We start from the raw sequence: 20745 nt of genomic DNA, 5'->3' as shown, positions 1-20745 counted from the left end.
AGGTAGAAAAAAGAAATGAAATTAGACGAAAAAACAAAAAAGAAGGATGAGCAAGGGTTGATTATCAAAAAGTACCAACAGTATTTGAAACTGGAAAAGTCATTATCCAAAAACACATTGGATGCTTATTTGACGGATTTGGATAAACTATTGAACTTTTTATCGGCCGAAGGTGTGGATATACTGGAAATCAGCCTGAAAGACCTTCAGCGTTTTGCAGCCGGACTGCATGATATCGGTATCCATGCCCGATCACAGGCACGCATCATTTCCGGCGTCAAGTCTTTCTTCCATTTTCTGATAATGGCCGATTATATAGAAGCTGATCCGAGTGAATTACTGGAAGGTCCCAAGATTGGTTTTAAACTACCGGAAGTATTGACTGTAGAGGAAATAGACCGTATTATCTCAACAGTAGATCTGAGCAAAAATGAAGGACAGCGAAATCGGGCAATATTGGAAACACTCTATAGCTGTGGCTTACGGGTTTCGGAATTAACCAACTTAAAACTATCAGATCTTTATTTTAATGAAGGATTCATTAAAGTAGAAGGAAAAGGTAGTAAACAACGATTGGTGCCCATCTCCCCCAGAGCCATTCAGGAAATAAAATACTATTTCATGGATCGAAACCGGATTAACATAAAAAAAGATTATGAGGATTATCTATTTTTAAGCAGACGGGGAACCCACCTATCACGTATCATGATCTTTCATCTTATCAAAGAACTGGCCGATATGGCAGGTATCACCAAAAACATCAGTCCACACACATTCCGGCATTCTTTCGCAACACACCTTCTTGAAGGAGGCGCCAACCTGAGAGCTATTCAATGCATGCTCGGACATGAATCAATTTCGACCACCGAGATTTACACACATATCGACCGTAATATGCTGCGAAGTGAAATCATAGAACACCATCCGCGCAACATCAAATATCGGCAAGAAAAAAGGCATTTCAATAAACAATAAAGTCTGATTTGACGTTATTTAAAGAGAGAAATAGTGTTGAACAGCTCGGGAATGCGACAGTTTTCATTAAATTATAATAAAATTAAGGGTGTATTTGCCTAAATGTATAAGAATTAATATCTTTGCGTGGCATTTATGGACAATCCACAGATGCATATTGAATAGACAAAATTTCAATTACAAACATTTAATTTATACCTAAAATGATCAAGAAGTTGTATTTGCCTTTACTTATGGCATTGGTTGTTGCATTGTCATCATGTAGCAACAAAATGGGTGCACTGTCATCTGATTACTTCACTACGACTCCTCAGGTACTGGAAGCTGTAGGTGGTAAAGTTCCTGTGACTATCAACGGAAAGTTCCCTGAAAAGTATTTCAAAAAGAACGCAGTTGTTGAAGTAACTCCGGTCCTGAAATGGGAAGGTGGACAAGTGAAAGGACAGCCTGCTGTATTCCAGGGTGAAAAGGTAGAAGGTAATGACCAGACTATCTCTTACAAGATGGGTGGTAATTACACGATGAAAACTACATTCGACTATGTTCCTGAAATGGCTAAGTCTGAACTGTACCTTGAATTCAACGCAAAAGTTGGAAAGAAAACAATCGCTATCCCTGCAGTGAAGATTGCAGACGGTGTGATCTCTACTTCTGAATTGATTAACAATACTTTGAGCAGCGCTAATCCGGCTTTGGGTGACGACGCTTTCCAACGTATCATCAAAGAAGCACACAACGCTAACATCATGTTCCTTATCCAACAGGCTAACATCCGTTCAAGCGAACTGAAAACCGCTAAAGAATTCAACAAGGAAGTTGCTAACGTAAACGACGCAGAAAACAAAAAGATCAGCAATATCGAAATTTCTGCTTATGCTTCTCCTGATGGTGGTGTGAAACTGAACACAGGTTTGGCTGAGAATCGTGAAGGTAACACTACTAAACTGATCAATAAAGACCTGAAGAAAGCTAAAATCGAAGTTCCGGTTGATGCTAAATATACTGCTCAGGACTGGGAAGGTTTCCAGGAACTGGTTTCTAAATCAAACATTCAGGATAAAGAACTGATTCTTCGTGTTCTGTCTATGTATCAGGATCCGGAACAAAGAGAGACAGAAATCAAAAACATCTCTTCTGTATACAAAACTTTGGCTGACGAAATCCTGCCGCAGTTGCGTCGTTCTCGTTTGACTTTGAACTATGAAATCATCGGTAAGTCTGATGAAGAAATCGCTAATCTGGCTGCAACAGATCCGAAACAGTTGAATCTGGAAGAAATCCTGTATGCTGCTACACTGACTAACGACCCGGCTAAGAAGGCTGACATCTATACAAAAGCTTCTCAGCAGTTCCCGAATGACTACCGTGCATTCAACAACTTGGGTAAACTGGCTTATCAAGCAGGTGATTTGGACAAGGCTCAATCATACGTGAAAAAGGCAGAAAGCATTAAAGCTGCTCCTGAAGTAAATATGAACTTAGGTTTGATCGCTCTGGCTAAGGGTGACAAAGCTGCTGCTGAGTCTTACTTAGGTAAAGCTGCCGGTGCTAAAGAACTGAACGAAACATTGGGTAACCTGTACGTAGCTCAGGGACAATACGAAAGAGCAGTAAACGCATTTGGAGACACTAAAACAAACAGTGCTGCTTTGGCACAGATCCTGGCTAAGGACTACAACAAAGCTAAAAACACTTTGGCTGGTATCTCAACTCCGGATGCTTACACAGACTATCTGATGGCTGTTCTGGGTGCAAGAACTAACAACACTTCTATGCTGACAAGCAGCTTGAAGAGCGCTGTAGCTAAGAACCCGGCTTTGGCTAAGAAAGCTGCTACAGACCTTGAGTTCGCTAAATATTATACGAATTCTGATTTCATGAACATCGTAAAATAAGCGAGACTTTATTGAGAAAAATATAAAAAAGGAGTTGTCCGCCACATAAATGGCGGGCAATTCTTTTTTTTTATCTACAAAACCCTTACTTTCGCAGAAAAGAAATAAGAATGAGAAAGATAGGGATTCTATTTATTACCGTGTTTGGCCTGTTTGCCTGTAAAAGCAACAGCACCCAAATCAGTCTGGAAGGTGAACTTAAGGGACTGACTAACGACACACTCTACTTATATGGAACAGACGCTCTATATGATCGCATAGATACCATTTATGCACAAGAAGGTAAGTTTAATTACAATCTCAACGTAGATTCGACAGTAATCGATACGCTCACAGCAACTGTACTCCTGATAAACGGGAATGTAGAGTATCCGCTCTTCCTGGATAAAGGAAACCAAATTAAGATAAAGGGAAATGCCAATGATCTCAGCCATTTGGATATAGATGGCAATGAACCGAACACAAGCTTGAGTCTTTTTATGAAAGAACAGAAAAGTTTGGGTCAGGCATCCAATAAAATGATGCAGGAAAAAGCCGAAACATTTATCCGCCAACACAACTCCTCACTGGCCAGTATTTATCTCCTCGACAAATATTTTGTGCAGATACCACAGCCGGATTATACGAAAATAAAAGAAATAACCGAAAGCATGACGGGAGCACTCCTTGACCGTCCTTATATTGAAAATATCAGCGACTATATTGATCAACTGGAAAAAGTGACTGTTGGTAAATCTGCTCCTTATTTTAGTTTACCAAATAAAAAGGGTGAGAAGTTATCACGCTCAGCCGAAAGATTCAGAAATAGATATCTTCTACTTAATTTTTGGGCTTCATGGTGTGATTCACAACCTGAAGCTAATGCAGAACTGAGAAAACTAAATAAGGAATATAAGAAAAACAAGAACTTTGCCATATTAGGAATATCACTTGACATAGATAGAAAGGCGTGGGAGACAGCCATTAAAAAAGATACTCTGGACTGGGATCAAGTATGTGATTTTACAGGGCTTAGTTCAGAAACAGCCAAACAATATGCCATACTGACGCTTCCTACGAATATCCTGCTCTCTCCAACCGGCAAAATTCTGGCAAGAGATATCCAAGGAGAGACACTTGCCAGTAAACTGAAAGAATTAGTAAAAACGGAAGAGAAAACACAAGGGAAGTCTATCCGCTAAACCGGGTTACTAACTTAAAATCATTGAAAATACGTGCTAATAAAAGTATTCGGAGCGGCTGTACAAGGCATTGAAGCAACCCTCATTACAATAGAAGTCAACAGTTCACGAGGGTGCATGTTCTACATGGTAGGTCTTCCTGATTCAGCTGTTAAAGAGAGCCATCAACGCATTCTGTCTGCCTTACAAGTGACTGGCTATAAAATACCGACCAGTAATATCGTTATTAATATGGCTCCGGCAGATATTCGCAAAGAGGGTTCATCCTATGATCTTCCACTGGCCATTGGCATGCTTGCTGCCAGCGAAACGATCTCATGCCAGAAGTTAGCACGCTACATGATGATGGGTGAGTTAAGTCTTGATGGGACTATTCAACCCATTAAAGGGGCCTTACCTATAGCCATCAAAGCACGCGAAGAAGGATTTGAAGGGCTAATCGTGCCTTCACAAAATGCAAGGGAAGCAGCAGTAGTCAATAATCTGTCGGTATATGGAGTAAATAATATACAAGAAGTTATTGAGTTCATCAATGATAAACGTGAACTGACACCAACCATAGTCCATACCCGTGAAGAGTTTTATGCATTTCAGAATGATTTTGAATACGATTTTGCAGATGTGAAAGGACAAGAGAATGTTAAGCGGGCACTCGAAGTAGCAGCAGCAGGAGGACACAATTTAATTATGGTAGGAGCTCCTGGCAGTGGTAAATCAATGATGGCGAAAAGATTGCCTTCCATCTTGCCTCCTCTATCTTTAGGTGAGAGCCTTGAAACAACCAAAATACATTCGGTAGCCGGCAAGTTGGGGCGCAACTCTTCTCTGATATCTCAACGTCCTTTTCGGAATCCGCACCACACCATCTCACAAGTAGCCATGGTAGGCGGAGGCAGTTTTCCGCAACCGGGAGAAATCAGCCTGGCACACAATGGAGTCCTCTTTCTGGACGAGCTACCGGAGTTTAACCGCAGTGTGCTCGAAGTATTGCGCCAACCTCTTGAAGACCGTTGCATCACCATCTCCCGGGTAAAAAGCACCATTGACTACCCTGCCAGTTTCATGCTGGTAGCGTCTATGAATCCGTGTCCGTGTGGCTATTACAATCATCCGTCCAAACCATGTGTCTGTAATCCGGGGCAAGTACAAAAATACCTGAATAAGATATCCGGCCCTCTGCTGGACCGGATTGATATTCAAATTGAAATAGTTCCTGTACCATTCGAAAAGATCTCAGAACAACGACAAGGAGAATCTAGTGCAGACATCAGGCAAAGAGTGATCAAGGCCCGACAGATACAGGAAGAAAGATTTGCTTGTTATCCGGGAACTTATTGCAATGCTCAAATGACAAGCAAGCAACTATCGGCTTTTGCACAGCCTGAAACAAAAGGTTTGTCACTGTTGAAAAATGCCATGGAACGCCTCAATCTTTCAGCCCGCGCTTATGATCGTATCTTGAAAGTATCTCGTACGATAGCCGATCTGGAAGGAAGCGAACAAATAAAACCAGAGCATTTGGCAGAAGCCATCAGCTACCGGAACTTAGATCGAGAGAATTGGGCTGGATAATGTTATGAAGAGCAAAGTTATAATGAAAGAAAACCTCCTTATCACACTCTGTCTTATCTTGTTATCATATGGAATGACCGGATGCAAAGACTCTACACGAACTTTGCTTAGTAAGTCTGTAGAAATGGAAAAAGTCTCTACAGACAGTATGCTGTTTTATCTTCAACAAATACAAGAACCAAACCATCTAACCAATAAACAGCGGGCTGAATACTGCTTCCAATTATACAAAGCCACATTGTGGAAAACTCAAAAGCCCAAAGATTCTCTACTTAAAGTATGCATCCCACTTTTTTTACAATATGGAGATACAGCCCAATGGTTACAGGCTCAACTGGAACAAGCTAACAGTTACTTTTACAAGCACCAGCCGGATTCTGTTTTACATGTCGCTTCATCCCTTCAAAACAAGAAAAAGTATATGACATACAGTCAACAGAGGTATTATTACAACATGCAAAAATTTGCCTACTTTAATCTAAAAAAATATTCGCAAGCTCTTGATCTGGCAAATAGCGTACTGACACTGAATAATCCATCTAATGATACTCTATCTTTATTTTACGACCATCGGAGCCGATTGGAAATATTAAAAAAAATGGGAAAGACAGACGAAGCAATAGAAGGATATTATAAGATGCTTGAATGGCTTGCCCCTTCAAAAGAATACCGTTATCTAAACTATTCCATAGCCGAAGATATTGTGAATTATCATCTACAGCAGCAAGATTTCAACAAAGCACTGGAATCCATGCTGGAGCTCCGCTCGTATCGTCGTAATCGTTATGACGTACCTTACTATCAATTGATCCGCGGACAAATATTCCAATCCTTGCACCAACTGGATTCGGCCCAATACTATTATAAACAAGCAGCTATCTCAAACTCACCATATATCGCGGCAGAAGCAACCTCCCGCCTGTTCCGGTTAATAAATGCGACGCAATATCCTGAGCAGGCATATTATTTGGCTAAAAATGAAGATATACTATATAACAATCTTACATTAAACGTTAAAACAGAAGAGGCTACCAGGAAATACAACGAAGCCAAGCTTCAGAACGAACTATATCAACTACGTCTCACTCAGCAAGAGAAAGAATTATGGATGATGGGAATCACATTTATTCTATTATTCATAGCCCTACTGATATCATTTTTCTATCATCAGGAAAAGAAGAAAAGATTGCTATCGGAGCGAAAACTGCAGGCAGAACAGGCAGAAGAAGAGGCTCGCCGATTGCAACACGAGAATGAATTATTGCATAAAGAAGCTGAACTAAGTGCGCTACGCGAAAAAGAGATTTTCATGCGTAATAAAGAAAGTGAAATGCGTGAAGCCCTATTCCGTCACATCTCTTTCTTCCAGAAGCTTCCTTCCCTCCATACAGAAAACTCTCCAGAGGATGGTCCAAACAGCCGGAAAATCACTGTAAATGATGCAGAATGGAGAGAAGTAAAACAAGCGGTAAATGATGCATTTAATAATTTCGTTGACCGGCTGCGAGAAAATTATCCGCAACTCAGTGAGAAAGATATTTGTTTTTGCTGCCTGGTAAAGATCAATGTGAACATACAAGACCTATCGGATATCTATTGTGTCAGTAAAGCAGCCATCACTAAACGCAAGTACCGAATTAAAACAGAAAAGATGCATGTTTCTGATGAAACTCTCAGTTTAGACGCCATTCTCCAAAGTTTCTGATAATAGTTGTCCGCCGGACAAGAAGGGGGACACACAACTAACACACTGAAAAACAACAAATTAAACAACATACAGATATCTATTTTTGTCCGCCTGTTTTTTTGTCCTCCCTCCCACTAATAGCTAATTTTGCTATTACAAAACGTGTTTGATTATTCATCTAATTATTTATGCTTATGAAAACCAGAATGATTTATCACAGTTTGGCAATCTGCTGTTTATTGCCAACTTTTGCTTTTGCAACAGGGGACAACGATCCACTCGCAAAATCACCCACAGTTGCCAAACTTACAAACACTCCCAATGGCCCGTTGATCAGTTGCGACTTAAAAGCACTGAAAGATACCGTAAATTTCCCATTGAGTCAGTTGACAGAAGAATTACAAATTGTAAAACTCGACAATCGGGATGAAGCGCTTATTGGTGGCTGGGTACGGACGACCGTCGGAGAGAAATATATTTTAGTAAGCAATAACAAACAGACCCCTTACAAACTATTCGATCGTTCGGGTAAGTTTATTGCCACTATCGGATCGTATGGACAGGGACCAAACGAATACCTCAATACATATGCCGAACAACTGGACGAAGCAAATAACCGCATCTACATTTTACCCTGGCAAAGCAACAAGATATTGGTATTTGACTTAAAAGGCAATGCATTAGACCCTATTCCCCTATGTTTGCGAGTTCCCAAAGGAAAATTCCGGGTAGATACTGCTAAATCGGAAGTCACAGTCACCGTTTTGCCATTCCCCAACTGGCCTGCGGTAGTATGGACTCAAGATTTAAAGGGCAAGCGTAAAAACTTTGTAGCACCGGGCAGTCTTTCTATGCCACAGGATTTCAGCAACGAAGTATTGATGGGGAATAATACCCCCGCTTATGATGTCATGCTACTTAAAATCATGCCCAAACCAAGTGTGGATACTCTGTACCACTATAATACCGCAAAAAACACACTGGAAGGACGTTTTACTGTAAAATATCCATCAAATGATAATTTGCCTTGGCACGGTTATTATGAGATACCCAATCATTTCATAGGCGATGTATCTTTCCCAGTACAAGTAGATGAGAACACATTTTCCGGTTCCAAACCGGCTTATTACATAGTTAACAAGAAAACTTTGCGTGGTAATTATGTACGTCTTTACAACGACTTCCTTACTACTCCCAGTTCTACAATCTACCCTTCATTCAGTAATGGGTATTATGTCACTAATATGGAACCACTGGCATTGAAAGAAATGCTTGAGAAAGAAGTCAATAAGAAAGGACTGGCAGCTGACAGAAAGAAAAAGGTACAAGACTTAATTAAGTCTCTCAATGAAAACGACAATAATATCGTATTATTCGCCAAATTGAGAAAGTAAAAGAGTGATTGTAAATAGTAGCCATTGATAACTTAAGGGAAGTGCCCGATGAATTAACCTTCGGTACCTTCCCTTATTGCCAAGTTATTGCGAATAGTTTTCTAAAATCCTATAATAAATTTTTGATACACAGAATCTTATTCTTCCCGAAGCAGTATCTTGTCAGGGATATTTCTAAAATACTATAATAACCTCTAAATAAAGCATGAATCAGTCCCTAACTATCCCAATCTATAAAAATAGTTCTAAATAATCTCCTAAAGTTTTACGATTCTCTTCTGATGGCAAAACAGGAGCTCCCCTTCGTCATTGTGCAAATGCATACCGTTACCTTCGCAATAACGGAAGAAACTACAATCCGCACATTCACCCTTACGCGCCCACTCACGATCACGGAACACCTGAAAGCGCTTCTCCCATACTTCCATAAAGTTATCTTTATAAATATTGCCTTGATGAAAATTACTGCGTATGCTGGGACAGGCTGAAATAGAGCCGTCGGCTAAGACAGAAGCCACACTGATACCCGCATTACACGAATAGAAATGATCACGTACTTCACTCTCATAATTACCAAGAAAGCCCTCACAACCATAGCTCAGATGGACACGCCCTTCCTTCCGTACCTGCTTGATAAATTCCAGAACTCCGGTAAATTCTTCATTTGTCAACTGAAATTCCGGATGACTGGCCGCACGCCCCACCGGAAAAATAGTAAAAATACGCCAGTTACGCACTCCTATAATATACAAATAGCTTTTTAACTCTCCCAAATGAGAGTAATTCTTCCGATTGACACAGGTAACAACATCCCAGGTCAGTTCGGGTTCGTGCACCAACATCTTAATGGCCTCCAACGCCTTTTCATAACTATCCGGATTACCACGCAACCAGTTATGTTCCTCTGCAAAGCCATCCAGACTAATTGTAACAGCATGCAGCCCGGCAGCCATCAGGCTATCGAGCCGTTCACGGGTTAAATATAGTCCATTGGATACAATTCCCCATGGATATCCCCTACGATAAAGAGCTAACCCCACTTCCTCAAGGTCATTCCGCATCAGCGGTTCACCTCCGGTTATAATAATGTTAACCTCATTAGGATTGACGTGCGGTGTAATCGAATCTATAACCCGAAGAAAATCCTCTGCGGGCATATCCTTCTGTTCCGACATTTTCCGACAATCACTTCCACAATGTTTACATGCCAAGTTACACCGCAATGTACATTCCCAGAAAAGTTGACGCAACGGATGCAATTCCCGGAGATTGTTTCTCATTTTAAGGGCTATCTCCAATCCCAGGCGTTTGCGAAGTGACAATCGTCCCGGATTATTTTTCATCGTCTTTTACCGTTTCCTTCTTGATTCGAATTGTTTTCTCTATAACTGTTTCTCCCCGATACCAATGGCTTCCGCCTGTAAACCCAGCAACGTCTACATCTACACTATCTTTAGAGTAACTGCCATTGGAATCACCATCCACATCACGGACGATAAAACGATATTTCTTAGACGGAAATCCGACCTTTTCAGTGGCAAAAGCCCCATCCTCATCAGTGATCAACGTATCCGGATAACTCAGCCATGCTCTGCCGTCACCTTGATGTACAGCTCCGGAGACTACCTCAATGCCCGGAACAGGTTCCTGTGTATCAGCATCGATAACTTTACCTTTCACCCGATACTTGGCAGAAGGCATACCATATTCAAGGGGCGTATCGCCTCCTCCATTGTCACAAGACATAAATCCAAGCAACACAAGTAGTCCAGAAAGTGCCCGATTACTATATCGCAGCCATTGTTCGTTTTTCTTTTTCATATATAGAATTCGCGTTTAAGTCCATCTCTTTTTAGTAAACGCAGGAATAAGTGTAATACTGCATCTGCTTTCCTTCTTTTTTATTCTGAAAACAGCATTTATTTTTCTATCCGGATACGGGCGTCTACGGCAATAACCTCCTTATCAGTGGCCAGCAGAGGGTTCATATCCATTTCTTTTATTTCTGTAGCAAAGCGAAGTAACGTGGACAGACGTACAATAATTTCCGCGAATTTATCTTCGTTCACCCCTTTCTGTCCGCGAGTTCCCTGGATAATCTTATAAGCCCGAAGCGAATGAATCATCGAATAGGCCTCCTCATAAGACAAAGGTGCCAAGCCGGAAGAGACATCTTTCAAGACTTCCACAAAGATACCACCCAAACCGCAAAGCACTACATGCCCGAACTTCTCCTCGTATTTAGCTCCGATAAACAACTCAGTCCCTTTCAGCATAGGTTGCACCATGATGGCCCGCGCCTCAGATATCTGCATCATACGGTCGAACTCAAGTGCCAAATGTTGCTCACTTTTTATATTAAGTACCACCCCTCCTACATCCGACTTGTGTACAGGTCCCACAACCTTAGCTACCACCGGAAAGCCACAACGTCGGGCAAAAGCAAGAACTTCATCTTTATTGCCGGACACAAACTCCTCAACTACCGGAATACCGGCAGAATGAAGCAAGGCCTGAACATAATGAGGTTCAATATAACCGTTCTGCGGAATAGAATCAATAATCCGGCGAATGCGAGGTACATCTACTCCAAACAATTCAATCTCCGGCACAGCAGGTTTAGGAGCATTGATGATACGCGACAAAGCCGTTCCCAACATCACCTCATCGGCAAAGTTTACATGTCCTTTCTCCAAAAAAAAGGCTACTTCCTCACCGGCAGTTCGTACTGAAGGAAGAACCGGAAAAAGAGGTTTCTTACAAGTCAGCATTTTCTGGTGCAGCACCTCATAGGTCTCAAACATTGTCACCAGTCCCGGCGTACCGAATATAGCAAGAATTGCATCTATATTCTCAAACTTTTCCTCACAATAATCAATGGCGATCCCCAAATGTTCAGGAGTTCCCGTTGCCAGAATATCAATTGGATTGCCTACGGAAGCACCGGGAAACAACTTACTCTTCAACTCATCAGCAAGGAGCCCCTCCAATTTCGGAACGTTCAGGCCTCCTTTCGACAGAGCATCAGTCAACATCACACCGGGGCCCCCGGCATGAGTAACAATAGCAAAATTCCGTCCCTTCAATTCAGGCAAGGTAAAAATACAACCAACCGTTGTCAACTCTCCGCGTGAATAACATCGCACAATGCCGGCTTTACGAAACAAAGCCTCAACTGCCGAATCGGAACTGGCAATAGCTCCGGTATGTGAAGATGCCGCACGACTACCGCTTTCCGAACTGCCTGCTTTAATAGCTGCGATTTTACATCCTTTCCGAATTAACGAAGAAGCATGGAATAACAGTCGGTCGGGATTCTTAATGCTTTCAATATAGATAAGTTTAATTTTTGAGTCTTTTTGTGGATCGAAAGTTTCATCCATGTATTGCAGGACATCCTCTACTCCAATTTGTTTGGCATTTCCTACTGACCAAACAGAATTGAACTGAAGACCTTTGGCTACTGCGGACTCCAAAATAAAAACAGCGGTAGCCCCGGAACTGGAGATCAGGTCTACTCCTTGGGGGTTTAGGTTCGGAATGGGCTGAGTAAACACACTGTGATGCCACGTATTGAGTAATCCGATACAATTCGGACCAATCAGTGAAGCACCGTATTTATTAACAGTCTCAAGAATGCGCTCTTCCAATAAAGCGCCTTCCTGCGTTTCTTCTCCAAATCCGGCCGAAAGAATTATGAAAGCCCGCGTTTGCTTCTCTCCGGCCAGTGTTTCCACCACCTCCGGACAAAGAGCCGCAGGAATAGCAAGAATAGCAAGATCTGTATCGGGTAATTCCTTTGCATCGGCAAAAGAAGGCACTCCCTGCACTTCTGTTTCTTTGGGGTTGACAGCCCGAAGTTCTCCCTGATAACCACCGCTTATCAGATTCTTCAAGATAGCACCGCCCGGCTTATGTGTATTGTTCGACGCCCCTACCACAACAATGCTTTGAGGATGAAGTAACTGGGTTGTAATCATAGATTGTATATTATACGATTATTCATTCACAAATATATCGCTTTAGAATTTATCGTCAAACGAATCTCACCTAAAATATACAAAACTAAAACGTCTCCAAACAGAATCATATTCTCAAAGAAATTAGTGCCCTGCATCAGGATACAGTCTATCGCCCAATATACAAATCCAACTTAAAAAATAAAACACTATCCCTCCTTTTTATCTTTCATTATTTATAAAACACAAAAAGGAGAAACAGAATGTTTTATATTATCCTCTATTTTTCACCAGCATAATCACCGGATTTGACTCTTCATCCAGTCCAGCAGCTATTTCTTTTAACTTTCCTTTCAATCCGTCATTTTTATACGCATCAACAATTTTGTTGGCTGCCAATGGTTGGATAGCTACTATTTCATCGCCATTCATAGGATCTGAAAGCATATCTACGTTTTGTTTTTCTACAAAATCACCATTGAGCACATTGGCTTCAAAAACTGCATTCTCCTGCTTGTCGTACATTAAATCAGTAATAAGAAATCCTCTTCCGGTAGTAAAATCAAAATCCTTCTTTACAGTATGCATAAAATAATAGCGGTCTGTAACAACTCCCATTGTGAGAAGTATCTCCAGATCCCTGGTAGGAGATTTTATAAGAAAAGGATTTAATTGATTTTTTTCCGGTACATAGTTATATACCGTATCGGAGGAAGTTTCAACAAGTAACCATTCTTTCCGATATGGAATTATAGAACGTATAGAAGTCATTGCAACCGCCCCACCCTTCTGTACAACCGGAGTTTTTATGACATCAAAAGGTATATAAATTTTTTGGGTAACACTTCCGTCTTGCTTCGATATAATCAGGTGATAGGACCTGTTTTCTTCTCTCGGTTGTCCCTCCTTATAATACAAAGACATATCATAACAAATCAGATTGTCCTTATCGTAATTAAATACTTCTAAATATTCACCACCTTCTACATGCTTAAAGTCCCGTTTAAAGTTTCCCGATAAATCATATACATATATTTTCTTTGTTGAAGCACAGTTGACAAACATTTCGTTGTTATCTTCATCTAAAATAATTCCGTTGATAAAACTATATTCTCCATCCCCCTGTCCTTTCCGGTTTATTTTTCTTATCCCTTTACCGGTTTTTCTGTCAAAAACAAAAATATTACCATCATGGCTCCAGTTTTTTACTAATATATATTTTTCACCTATAGCCATCACACTACCCTGAGTTATAAATTCATCGTTCGTTTCCAACGGAATATATTCTACGTCCATAAGATCTTGAAGAACCAATTCTTTCTTAGGATAAGTTGTAGTAACATCCACTGTGATTACATTTGTCTTTTCCTCTTTTTCCACGCATCCCAACAATCCGATCATCAGGAATAACGACATAATAATCTCTACTCTTCTCATAATATATGTTTTAAGTTTACTCTTGGTTTGAATCTAAAGCGAACCGGAAGCCTCCATATTCATCATTATAGTTTCCTATATCATAATCAATATATGACACTCGACATCCCAGGGAAGTACCTCCCCAACTACCTCCCCGCAAGACACGCCTAAAGAAAAGAGTAGCTCCTTTTAACGGCCATTCCGGACTGACTGATTTGCCATCGTGATAATATTCTTTAGTGTACGTATCCTCGCACCATTCCCACACATTTCCACTCATGTCATACAATCCCAACTCATTGGGCTTTTTGAGCCCTACCGGATGTGTGGTTTTCATTTCTCCAGTTCCACCCTCTTGATAATTCTTAACATACCACGCCACCTCATCTATATTATTACTTCCACTGTACTTATATCCTTCACTTCGCTTCCCGCCACGTGCTGCATACTCCCATTCTGTTTCTGTTGGAAGGCGGAAAGTTTTACCAGTAAGAACATTTAGCTTACTTAAAAACTCGTGGGCTTCATTCCAGCTTACATTTTCTACCGGACAATCATCACAGCCGGTATTTGCAGACGGATTAGAATCACTTCCCATCACGGCTTTCCACAATTTTTGTGTGACCTCATATTTACCCATGTAAAAAGTGGATACAGTTTCTTTATGCGCAGGCTTTTCATTGTCCTCACAATCACACCCTTGTTCATCTGTACATCCCATCATAAATGTACCGCCTTGTATTTGGATCATCTCAAAATCTTCTCCATTCACGGTAAACGTAACACTTTGTATAGGTTCTTGTACAGATTTGTTTTGCGTACAAGAAAAGGTGAGAAACAGTGCCCCCATAATTGTCAGGGTTCTAACTTTTGACATTCCGGTACAAGTACACAGATGTTTTATACTAAAAACAAAATCTCCCATTCTTTAATTCATTTAAAATTCTAAATAAGGCACCTCTGTATACTACAAGATAGGATATTTACCGATTTGCCGTTGTGTATTTACGTATATCTCTTCAAATACCTTTTGTCTGTGGTTTTTATAGATACAACGTATTATTTATTTCATGTGGTCGTAAATGTAGATAATTAATTCAAGCTTTTGAATGAAGTTGTTTTTTTATTTCCCAGAAGTGTTCAACAACATAATTTCACCTCCTAAAAAACACAACCTGACAAAAGGAAAAGATGACAAGGCGTGGTATTCTCACTTATTTTATCGTTGATTATCCGGTCTCATCTGTCAATAGTACACCGGCTTGCCATCCTCCAATAAGAAAGGACGCTGCATATGTCCCATATATGTATCGCCGTATACCAGAAACAGTGAGCGGACAGGCACCTCTCCAAAATCAAGTATACGAGAGTCTTTAGAGGTTACTTCTTTTAGCGGTTGCCAGCCATCTTTCCAATAAAACAGCGTATAAGGTTCGTCACCCAACTTCAAAACCCGCTTTACATCATAAGTAAGAATACCATCCAACAAAGTAGGCTGCCGAGTCGGAGTAATGAAGTGAATGCTATCCGGGGTCATCACAAACGGATCACCTATCGGAAACAACTTTCCCTCCTTATCCGCCACCTGAAAATAAAGTAATCCGTAAGGCAACACGCGGTGCAATACACTGTTATCTTTCACTCTTCCCTGCGACACTACCTTGAAAGTTCCACGATTAAAAGTAGCGATATAAGCCACCGTATCCGATGTATGCACAGGTAACCGGACACTGTCGGACAAATAATACTGGGCAGTCACCCCCTTCAGTAAGCGATTGACCAATTGCGCATTCCAACGGTTGCGCTCTATTTCCGGCTCTGGTTGGCGTTCATAACAAACACGCTGCACCAAAGGAGCAATCCATCGATTCCGCTCCGGTTCACGCTCATAAGGAGAAAAGTAGAAAAATTTTCCGTCTTCATCGGTAAAACTGTTGTAAGCATGTCCTCCGTTTACCTTACCGTGGTATGGAAGAATATCCAGATTCAAAGGAATCCCGACAGCGCGCATCAATTGAACCGCATTCAATGCCAGATGATCACAGGTACCTCCGCCCAGCTTCTCTATCAACTCGATAGAGAAGTCCCCCGGTATTTTGGCAGCATCATGAAGATATTTCTTTCCATGTTGTGAGTTAAAGAAGAAAACGACCTCCTGCATGGTAGCTCCTACCCGTGCCAGCGAGTCAGCCGTCGTCTTATAACGCATATAGTAGTAAGAACGCCACCGGTCCAAAGGCTCCTGTTTTAACCGATAAGGCAATATATTCCGGCAAAACTCTCCAAAAGACAATTGTTTGCACCAAGGATATTTTTGCCAGACCTCAAAAGCTAAATCAATGTTTTCTATCAAATAGTCGGCAGTAATACACGTTAAGTCCGGCTCAGGCTCTTGCCGTATATAACAGCTATCACTTTCTTGAAGTAAATAACGGATGGTCCCTTTACCAATCATATTTTCTATCAAAAAACAGGCAGCTTTATGTTTCAACGAATCGCCTTCGTAATGCCCTAATACTTGTTGAAGTTCCTTCCGATTGTCTCCCGCCAATGTGAGAGCCTGCTCCAATGGCGCATCATGTACTGCAGTGCAAGAGAAACAGAGAAAAAGTAAAAATAATATGCCGGTAAAATGCTTCATCAGGAGTCAGCTTTTAGTCTTTTAAGGTTAATAAAATGATCTCTTCCAAAGATATATCGTTTTTTGCAATTATCCGGAGAAAATACAGCCTTTTTTATCCTGGCAGAAAAATTGGCATCATCGTTTTTGTGCTCTCCTACAAAAAACGCATTTCGATCTTCCATCTTCCACCTTAGAAGACACAAACAACTGATTTACAGAAATATATCTGATGGAAGATGCTGTTTTTAGAGCCATTTATCTTCCACCCCTATCTTCCATCTTCCACCCTCCGTTTTAAGAGGAATATCGGGAATAGAAGTCTGAAAGGCAACAAGATAGGATTGTTTTCTTATCCATTTATGTCTTTGAAAGCATTTCATCTTCTTTGCTATCTTTAGCGGAAATGGCCTGTTCTCTATCTCGTCCCGCATACCCGGGCTCATGGGCCCGGATATGCGGGCTCACCGGCCCAGGTACGCGGGCTGATGGGCCCGGGTACGCGGGACGAGGTAAAGAACATATAATACCAACTACTATTCTTATACTAAACACATTACATAGCCAGGATTTTCCTTTAGAGTTATTGGGCTTTCCCCGATAATTTCACATGGACAGGAGATGACGGAACATTACAATAAATAGCAATATCTTTATTAAAATACCCCGGAGATTCAGCTTTATACTTTACTTTAATCACCAAGCTATCTTTCACAGAAACAGGCTTCCGGCTATATTCTACCGAAGTACAGCCACAAGAAGTAACGATATTTTCAACGGCTAAGGAGACCGCACCAATATTTCTTATAATCAACGTTGCTTCTTTTTCTTCACTCCAATCAAATGCCCCCATATCAATCGTTTCGGGCAGGCTTATTTTCGTCTGAATCAAGTTTCGACTTTCGCATATACCAGCAGATAAAATCAAGTTTAAATACAGGGTCCTCACATTAGGATTATGAATCGGGTTTCCGATAGCAATCACTTTATTTTTATTATCAAGTAGAAAAGTTTGAAAAGCCAAATTGGATGGGATTTTATTTATTTTATTAAAAGAGTCATTTGTATCAAGACACACCGGATACAAAAAATTATTATATTTTATAAGATGCGCCATCTCTTTTTCATCTCGAGGATGAAGAATAAATATAACTTTTACCGCATGATCCGACACAGAATCAAGGTAAGAAATAAAGTCTTTCCAAGCGGGCAACTTAAGTTTACACCCCATACAACCAATAGAATCAGCATAAGTCACTATCGTATACCGGCTATCTTTAAGAAACCATTTTGCCGTATCTTCTCCCATAGTAGTAAATACCAGATCATCAGGATAAATAATTTCCTTTCCATCCCACTCATCAATCATACGAGCAATCCGAGATTTATCAGAATTCTGGCAAGATACAAAAAGCAGGATATATACAAAAATAAATATAGCCCTCATAAGCAACAAACATTTTACACAAACCACGAAGTCTGAGGCTAAATATACAAAAAAACAGCGACACAAGTCCAAAACATATAAAATTTTTAATAAACACGCATATTAACACAGTTTTTTTAAAAAAAGAAGCAAATATAAACTATATTTGCAAATAATAACCTTTAATAAAAATAGTATGAAACAAACTTTATCCAAAGCTGTAGTAACTATAATTATAGCATGCACAGCATTGTACGCATGGAATCATAAGCAACCGGTTTTAACCAATGTGCAGTTACAAAACCTGGAAGCAATAGCTGCCGGTGAAGATGGCAATTGCGTAGAGTGGGCGAAACAACATTGCTATCCAGAGTCCGCATTCTCACATCAACTATCTGCAAGACCATATAACACCTGCGAAGAAAGCACAATGGGAGGAGTCAGAGAATGCGGAAATATCTCCAATTACGAGCCTTACATCGTAGCCGTTGAAGGAGAATGTTTAAGATGCATCAAACGCAATTAAAGTGATTCTTATGAAAACAAGCATTATATATTGGGGCATTATATGCTTCATCTTTTTATCTTGCAGTCAGTCATCCTCAAAAAAGGACGTGACAGAAATCGTCATCACCAATTCTGTCCCGGAATTATCTCTAACCCACGATTCACTAACGGCAATCAATGAAATAGGAATAGGAGATATAGCTGTTGCAGATACTTTTTTAATGATTCTTCAACCGGACAAAGAAGATATACTCAATGTATATAGCCTCTCTACACTCCGATTTGCAGGTGCATGCCAGAAAATGGGAGGAGGCCCCAACGAAATTGTATATCCTGCTCCTTTCACACAATCTTTTAAAAAGAAAGGTGAGATCTGCACAGTCATGCGTTCCTATCAAAAGTTTACAGCCCTACTGAACCTGACCCAATCACTGGCAGAGCGCCAAACTGTGTACGATGAAAAATATACTTACCAGAAACCGGTAGGACAGGAAAGTTTCCGGCGCTCATCTATCACCTATTTATTGGGAGACTCTATCTTGTTACTGAACGAAAATCCAGGCATGCGCTCCGCAGAAGAAGAAGCCAATGACCTGTTCGAAGTTTATGATTACCGACAAGATAAAATAGTGCGGAGTTTTTATGCCTCCGATTTTCCGGATATCGTAAAAAACATCAATGGTGGTTCCACATTCTGGAGTACAAGACAAGCCATCAGAAGCGATTGTCGGAAACTTGCCATAGCATATCGACTATTTAACATTATAAATATCGTTGACATCCCAACGGGAAAAGTGAAGATTTTGTACACAGGTGGTGAAAAGCCCAATTGGGAAAAAGCGATAGGAACTCCAAAAGAACACTATTCAAAGCTTCAATGCGACGAAAAATATATTTGGGCGATGACAACGGATCATACAGATCCATCACATCTTTATTCCAAGCTCGAAGTATATGATTGGGATGGAAACTATTTACACAAAATAAATCTGGATCAACCCATTCTGATGTTTGCGCTCGACAACAAGCACGGATACATGTATGCCGTAACGACAGATGATGAATTGATCCGATACAATACCCAAGAACTCTTAAGCCGATTACCACAATAAATTGATTCCATCCACACCATAAGCCACTTTTCACCACAGAATAACACGGAGTAGCACAGAGCTTTTTCGTTAATAATCAACAACATAAAATCTACTCTATATTACTCTGTGTCCTTTATCATTCCGATAATTGTGTGATTACCGGATGTGATGTAGATTCCTCCACACGTTTTTCTTCATCTTAGCGTTGAAGATACAAATCTTGGCACGCAAGATCTACATCTTAGCACGCAAGATGCACATCTCGGCAGCTAAGATGAACTCCGACTACCGACAAAAACAAGTTTACTTCCGATTCTTTAACGTTTTGAAAAGAACAGTGTGCTATTTATAATACAGCTCTTTATCCCAGCCCGCATGGCCGGGCTGAAATAAAGATCCGACCATTTGTGCTAAAGATAGTAAGGGAAATGAAATGCTTTTAGAGAGATAAACGGATAAGAGATTGGATATATCTGTTTGTTTTCCAAATTGTTACTTCTGAAACATTCCTTAAAACAGCAGGTGGAAGATGGAAGATCGAAACGCGTTTTTTGTATGAGAGGAAGGCGGAGTATGAAAGAGCATAGCCAATACAGTGAATTTCCAATGAACGATTGTGATATATTAACACTGCTTTCTTCAATAAGTAACAAATATAAACTATATTTGTAAACAATAACCTTTTAAAATCAACAAACATTATGAAAAAGAAAATCGTAGGAACTATCATTGTGATAGCTTTTATTGGACTATCCTATTATGGATGGAATCAAAGTAAACCAATTGATTCAGACATCAAATTACAGAATATCGAAGCTCTTGCTCAAGCAGAAATTCCTTGCAATGAATGGCTTGAAGTGGAGTGTTACCGCAAATTTACTTGGGAGTGGGATAACGTCCCACATCATGAATGCTTAGAGAGCCAAAGCGGAGGTATCAGAGAATGCGGCAAAATAGTGTATTACAAGCCGATCTTCGGATATATTAAAGGTAAATGCTTACAATGCCTACACTAA

General features: G+C 40.4%; 16 protein-coding genes. 9 read left to right on the top strand and 7 right to left on the bottom strand.

What is annotated here, in order from left to right:
* Positions 1–15 precede the first annotated feature (15 nt).
* The 6 genes from xerD to FDF36_RS16170 all read left to right on the top strand — a co-directional run bounded on the left by xerD (position 16) and on the right by FDF36_RS16170 (position 8704).
* Positions 16–975 carry a site-specific tyrosine recombinase XerD gene (gene xerD, locus FDF36_RS16195; RefSeq protein ID WP_220392046.1) on the top strand — a complete coding sequence of 320 codons (960 nt, stop codon included), beginning with the start codon at positions 16–18 and terminating at the stop codon, positions 973–975.
* A 203-nt stretch (positions 976–1178) separates the two neighbouring features.
* Complete coding sequence (locus tag FDF36_RS16190; protein WP_005811783.1) at positions 1179–2870, top strand: tetratricopeptide repeat protein; 1692 nt, start codon at positions 1179–1181, stop codon at positions 2868–2870.
* A 110-nt stretch (positions 2871–2980) separates the two neighbouring features.
* Positions 2981–4051: a TlpA disulfide reductase family protein gene (locus tag FDF36_RS16185; RefSeq protein WP_220392045.1), complete on the top strand. Its 1071-nt coding sequence runs from the start codon at positions 2981–2983 to the stop codon at positions 4049–4051.
* 33 nt (positions 4052–4084) lie between these two features.
* Complete coding sequence (locus FDF36_RS16180; RefSeq protein ID WP_220392044.1) at positions 4085–5623, top strand: YifB family Mg chelatase-like AAA ATPase; 1539 nt, start codon at positions 4085–4087, stop codon at positions 5621–5623.
* 22 nt (positions 5624–5645) lie between these two features.
* Positions 5646–7328, top strand: coding sequence for a hypothetical protein (locus tag FDF36_RS16175; RefSeq protein WP_220392043.1), 1683 nt, complete (start codon positions 5646–5648; stop codon positions 7326–7328).
* Between the two features lie 176 nt (positions 7329–7504).
* Positions 7505–8704, top strand: coding sequence for a 6-bladed beta-propeller (locus FDF36_RS16170; RefSeq protein ID WP_220392042.1), 1200 nt, complete (start codon positions 7505–7507; stop codon positions 8702–8704).
* 257 nt (positions 8705–8961) lie between these two features.
* Here the strand turns inward: FDF36_RS16170 and FDF36_RS16165 are convergent, their stop codons facing one another.
* The 7 genes from FDF36_RS16165 to FDF36_RS16135 form a co-directional block, all read right to left on the bottom strand.
* Positions 8962–10047: a TIGR04133 family radical SAM/SPASM protein gene (locus FDF36_RS16165; protein WP_220392041.1), complete on the bottom strand. Its 1086-nt coding sequence runs from the start codon at positions 10045–10047 to the stop codon at positions 8962–8964.
* Entirely contained in the window at positions 10037–10525 is a 489-nt protein-coding gene (locus FDF36_RS16160; RefSeq protein WP_220392040.1) for a radical SAM-associated putative lipoprotein, read from the bottom strand. The genes FDF36_RS16165 and FDF36_RS16160 overlap by 11 nt, the downstream gene beginning before the upstream one ends.
* A 98-nt stretch (positions 10526–10623) precedes the next feature.
* Positions 10624–12684, bottom strand: a complete 2061-nt coding sequence (locus tag FDF36_RS16155) for an acetate--CoA ligase family protein (RefSeq protein ID WP_220392039.1) — start codon at positions 12682–12684, stop codon at positions 10624–10626.
* A gap of 252 nt (positions 12685–12936) precedes the next feature.
* Positions 12937–14100 carry a 6-bladed beta-propeller gene (locus tag FDF36_RS16150; protein ID WP_220392038.1) on the bottom strand — a complete coding sequence of 388 codons (1164 nt, stop codon included), beginning with the start codon at positions 14098–14100 and terminating at the stop codon, positions 12937–12939.
* Positions 14101–14116: 16 nt separating this feature from the next.
* Positions 14117–15007: a formylglycine-generating enzyme family protein gene (locus FDF36_RS16145; RefSeq protein WP_220392037.1), complete on the bottom strand. Its 891-nt coding sequence runs from the start codon at positions 15005–15007 to the stop codon at positions 14117–14119.
* A gap of 321 nt (positions 15008–15328) precedes the next feature.
* Positions 15329–16723 (bottom strand): hypothetical protein, encoded by a 1395-nt coding sequence (locus tag FDF36_RS16140; RefSeq protein ID WP_220392036.1) that lies wholly within the window; start codon positions 16721–16723, stop codon positions 15329–15331.
* Positions 16724–17285: 562 nt separating this feature from the next.
* Positions 17286–18221, bottom strand: coding sequence for a DUF1573 domain-containing protein (locus FDF36_RS16135; RefSeq protein ID WP_220392035.1), 936 nt, complete (start codon positions 18219–18221; stop codon positions 17286–17288).
* A gap of 103 nt (positions 18222–18324) precedes the next feature.
* On the opposite strand from FDF36_RS16135, the gene FDF36_RS16130 reads away from it, so the two are divergent.
* The 3 genes from FDF36_RS16130 to FDF36_RS16120 all read left to right on the top strand — a co-directional run bounded on the left by FDF36_RS16130 (position 18325) and on the right by FDF36_RS16120 (position 20745).
* Positions 18325–18654 (top strand): NVEALA domain-containing protein, encoded by a 330-nt coding sequence (locus tag FDF36_RS16130; protein ID WP_259281463.1) that lies wholly within the window; start codon positions 18325–18327, stop codon positions 18652–18654.
* A 10-nt stretch (positions 18655–18664) separates the two neighbouring features.
* Entirely contained in the window at positions 18665–19747 is a 1083-nt protein-coding gene (locus FDF36_RS16125) for a TolB-like 6-bladed beta-propeller domain-containing protein (RefSeq protein WP_220392033.1), read from the top strand.
* 683 nt (positions 19748–20430) lie between these two features.
* On the top strand, positions 20431–20745 hold the full coding sequence (locus FDF36_RS16120; RefSeq protein WP_005803867.1) for an NVEALA domain-containing protein: 315 nt from the start codon (positions 20431–20433) through the stop codon (positions 20743–20745).

The sequence above is a fragment of the Bacteroides fragilis genome, from assembly GCF_019583405.1.
Lineage (GTDB): Bacteria > Bacteroidota > Bacteroidia > Bacteroidales > Bacteroidaceae > Bacteroides > Bacteroides fragilis_B.
Note: the sequence above shows the minus strand (reverse complement) of the source record. Positions and strands in the feature narration are given on the sequence as shown.

What these genes read in the sequence shown, in the direction of transcription:
- xerD (WP_220392046.1), top strand. Translation starts at nt 16, where the DNA reads ATGAAATTAGACGAAAAAACAAAAAAGAAGGATGAGCAAGGGTTGATT.
- FDF36_RS16190 (WP_005811783.1), top strand. Translation starts at nt 1,179, where the DNA reads ATGATCAAGAAGTTGTATTTGCCTTTACTTATGGCATTGGTTGTTGCA.
- FDF36_RS16185 (WP_220392045.1), top strand. Translation starts at nt 2,981, where the DNA reads ATGAGAAAGATAGGGATTCTATTTATTACCGTGTTTGGCCTGTTTGCC.
- FDF36_RS16175 (WP_220392043.1), top strand. Translation starts at nt 5,646, where the DNA reads ATGAAAGAAAACCTCCTTATCACACTCTGTCTTATCTTGTTATCATAT.
- FDF36_RS16170 (WP_220392042.1), top strand. Translation starts at nt 7,505, where the DNA reads ATGAAAACCAGAATGATTTATCACAGTTTGGCAATCTGCTGTTTATTG.
- FDF36_RS16165 (WP_220392041.1), bottom strand. Translation starts at nt 10,047, where the DNA reads ATGAAAAATAATCCGGGACGATTGTCACTTCGCAAACGCCTGGGATTG.
- FDF36_RS16160 (WP_220392040.1), bottom strand. Translation starts at nt 10,525, where the DNA reads ATGAAAAAGAAAAACGAACAATGGCTGCGATATAGTAATCGGGCACTT.
- FDF36_RS16155 (WP_220392039.1), bottom strand. Translation starts at nt 12,684, where the DNA reads ATGATTACAACCCAGTTACTTCATCCTCAAAGCATTGTTGTGGTAGGG.
- FDF36_RS16150 (WP_220392038.1), bottom strand. Translation starts at nt 14,100, where the DNA reads ATGAGAAGAGTAGAGATTATTATGTCGTTATTCCTGATGATCGGATTG.
- FDF36_RS16145 (WP_220392037.1), bottom strand. Translation starts at nt 15,007, where the DNA reads ATGGGAGATTTTGTTTTTAGTATAAAACATCTGTGTACTTGTACCGGA.
- FDF36_RS16140 (WP_220392036.1), bottom strand. Translation starts at nt 16,723, where the DNA reads ATGAAGCATTTTACCGGCATATTATTTTTACTTTTTCTCTGTTTCTCT.
- FDF36_RS16130 (WP_259281463.1), top strand. Translation starts at nt 18,325, where the DNA reads ATGAAACAAACTTTATCCAAAGCTGTAGTAACTATAATTATAGCATGC.
- FDF36_RS16125 (WP_220392033.1), top strand. Translation starts at nt 18,665, where the DNA reads ATGAAAACAAGCATTATATATTGGGGCATTATATGCTTCATCTTTTTA.
- FDF36_RS16120 (WP_005803867.1), top strand. Translation starts at nt 20,431, where the DNA reads ATGAAAAAGAAAATCGTAGGAACTATCATTGTGATAGCTTTTATTGGA.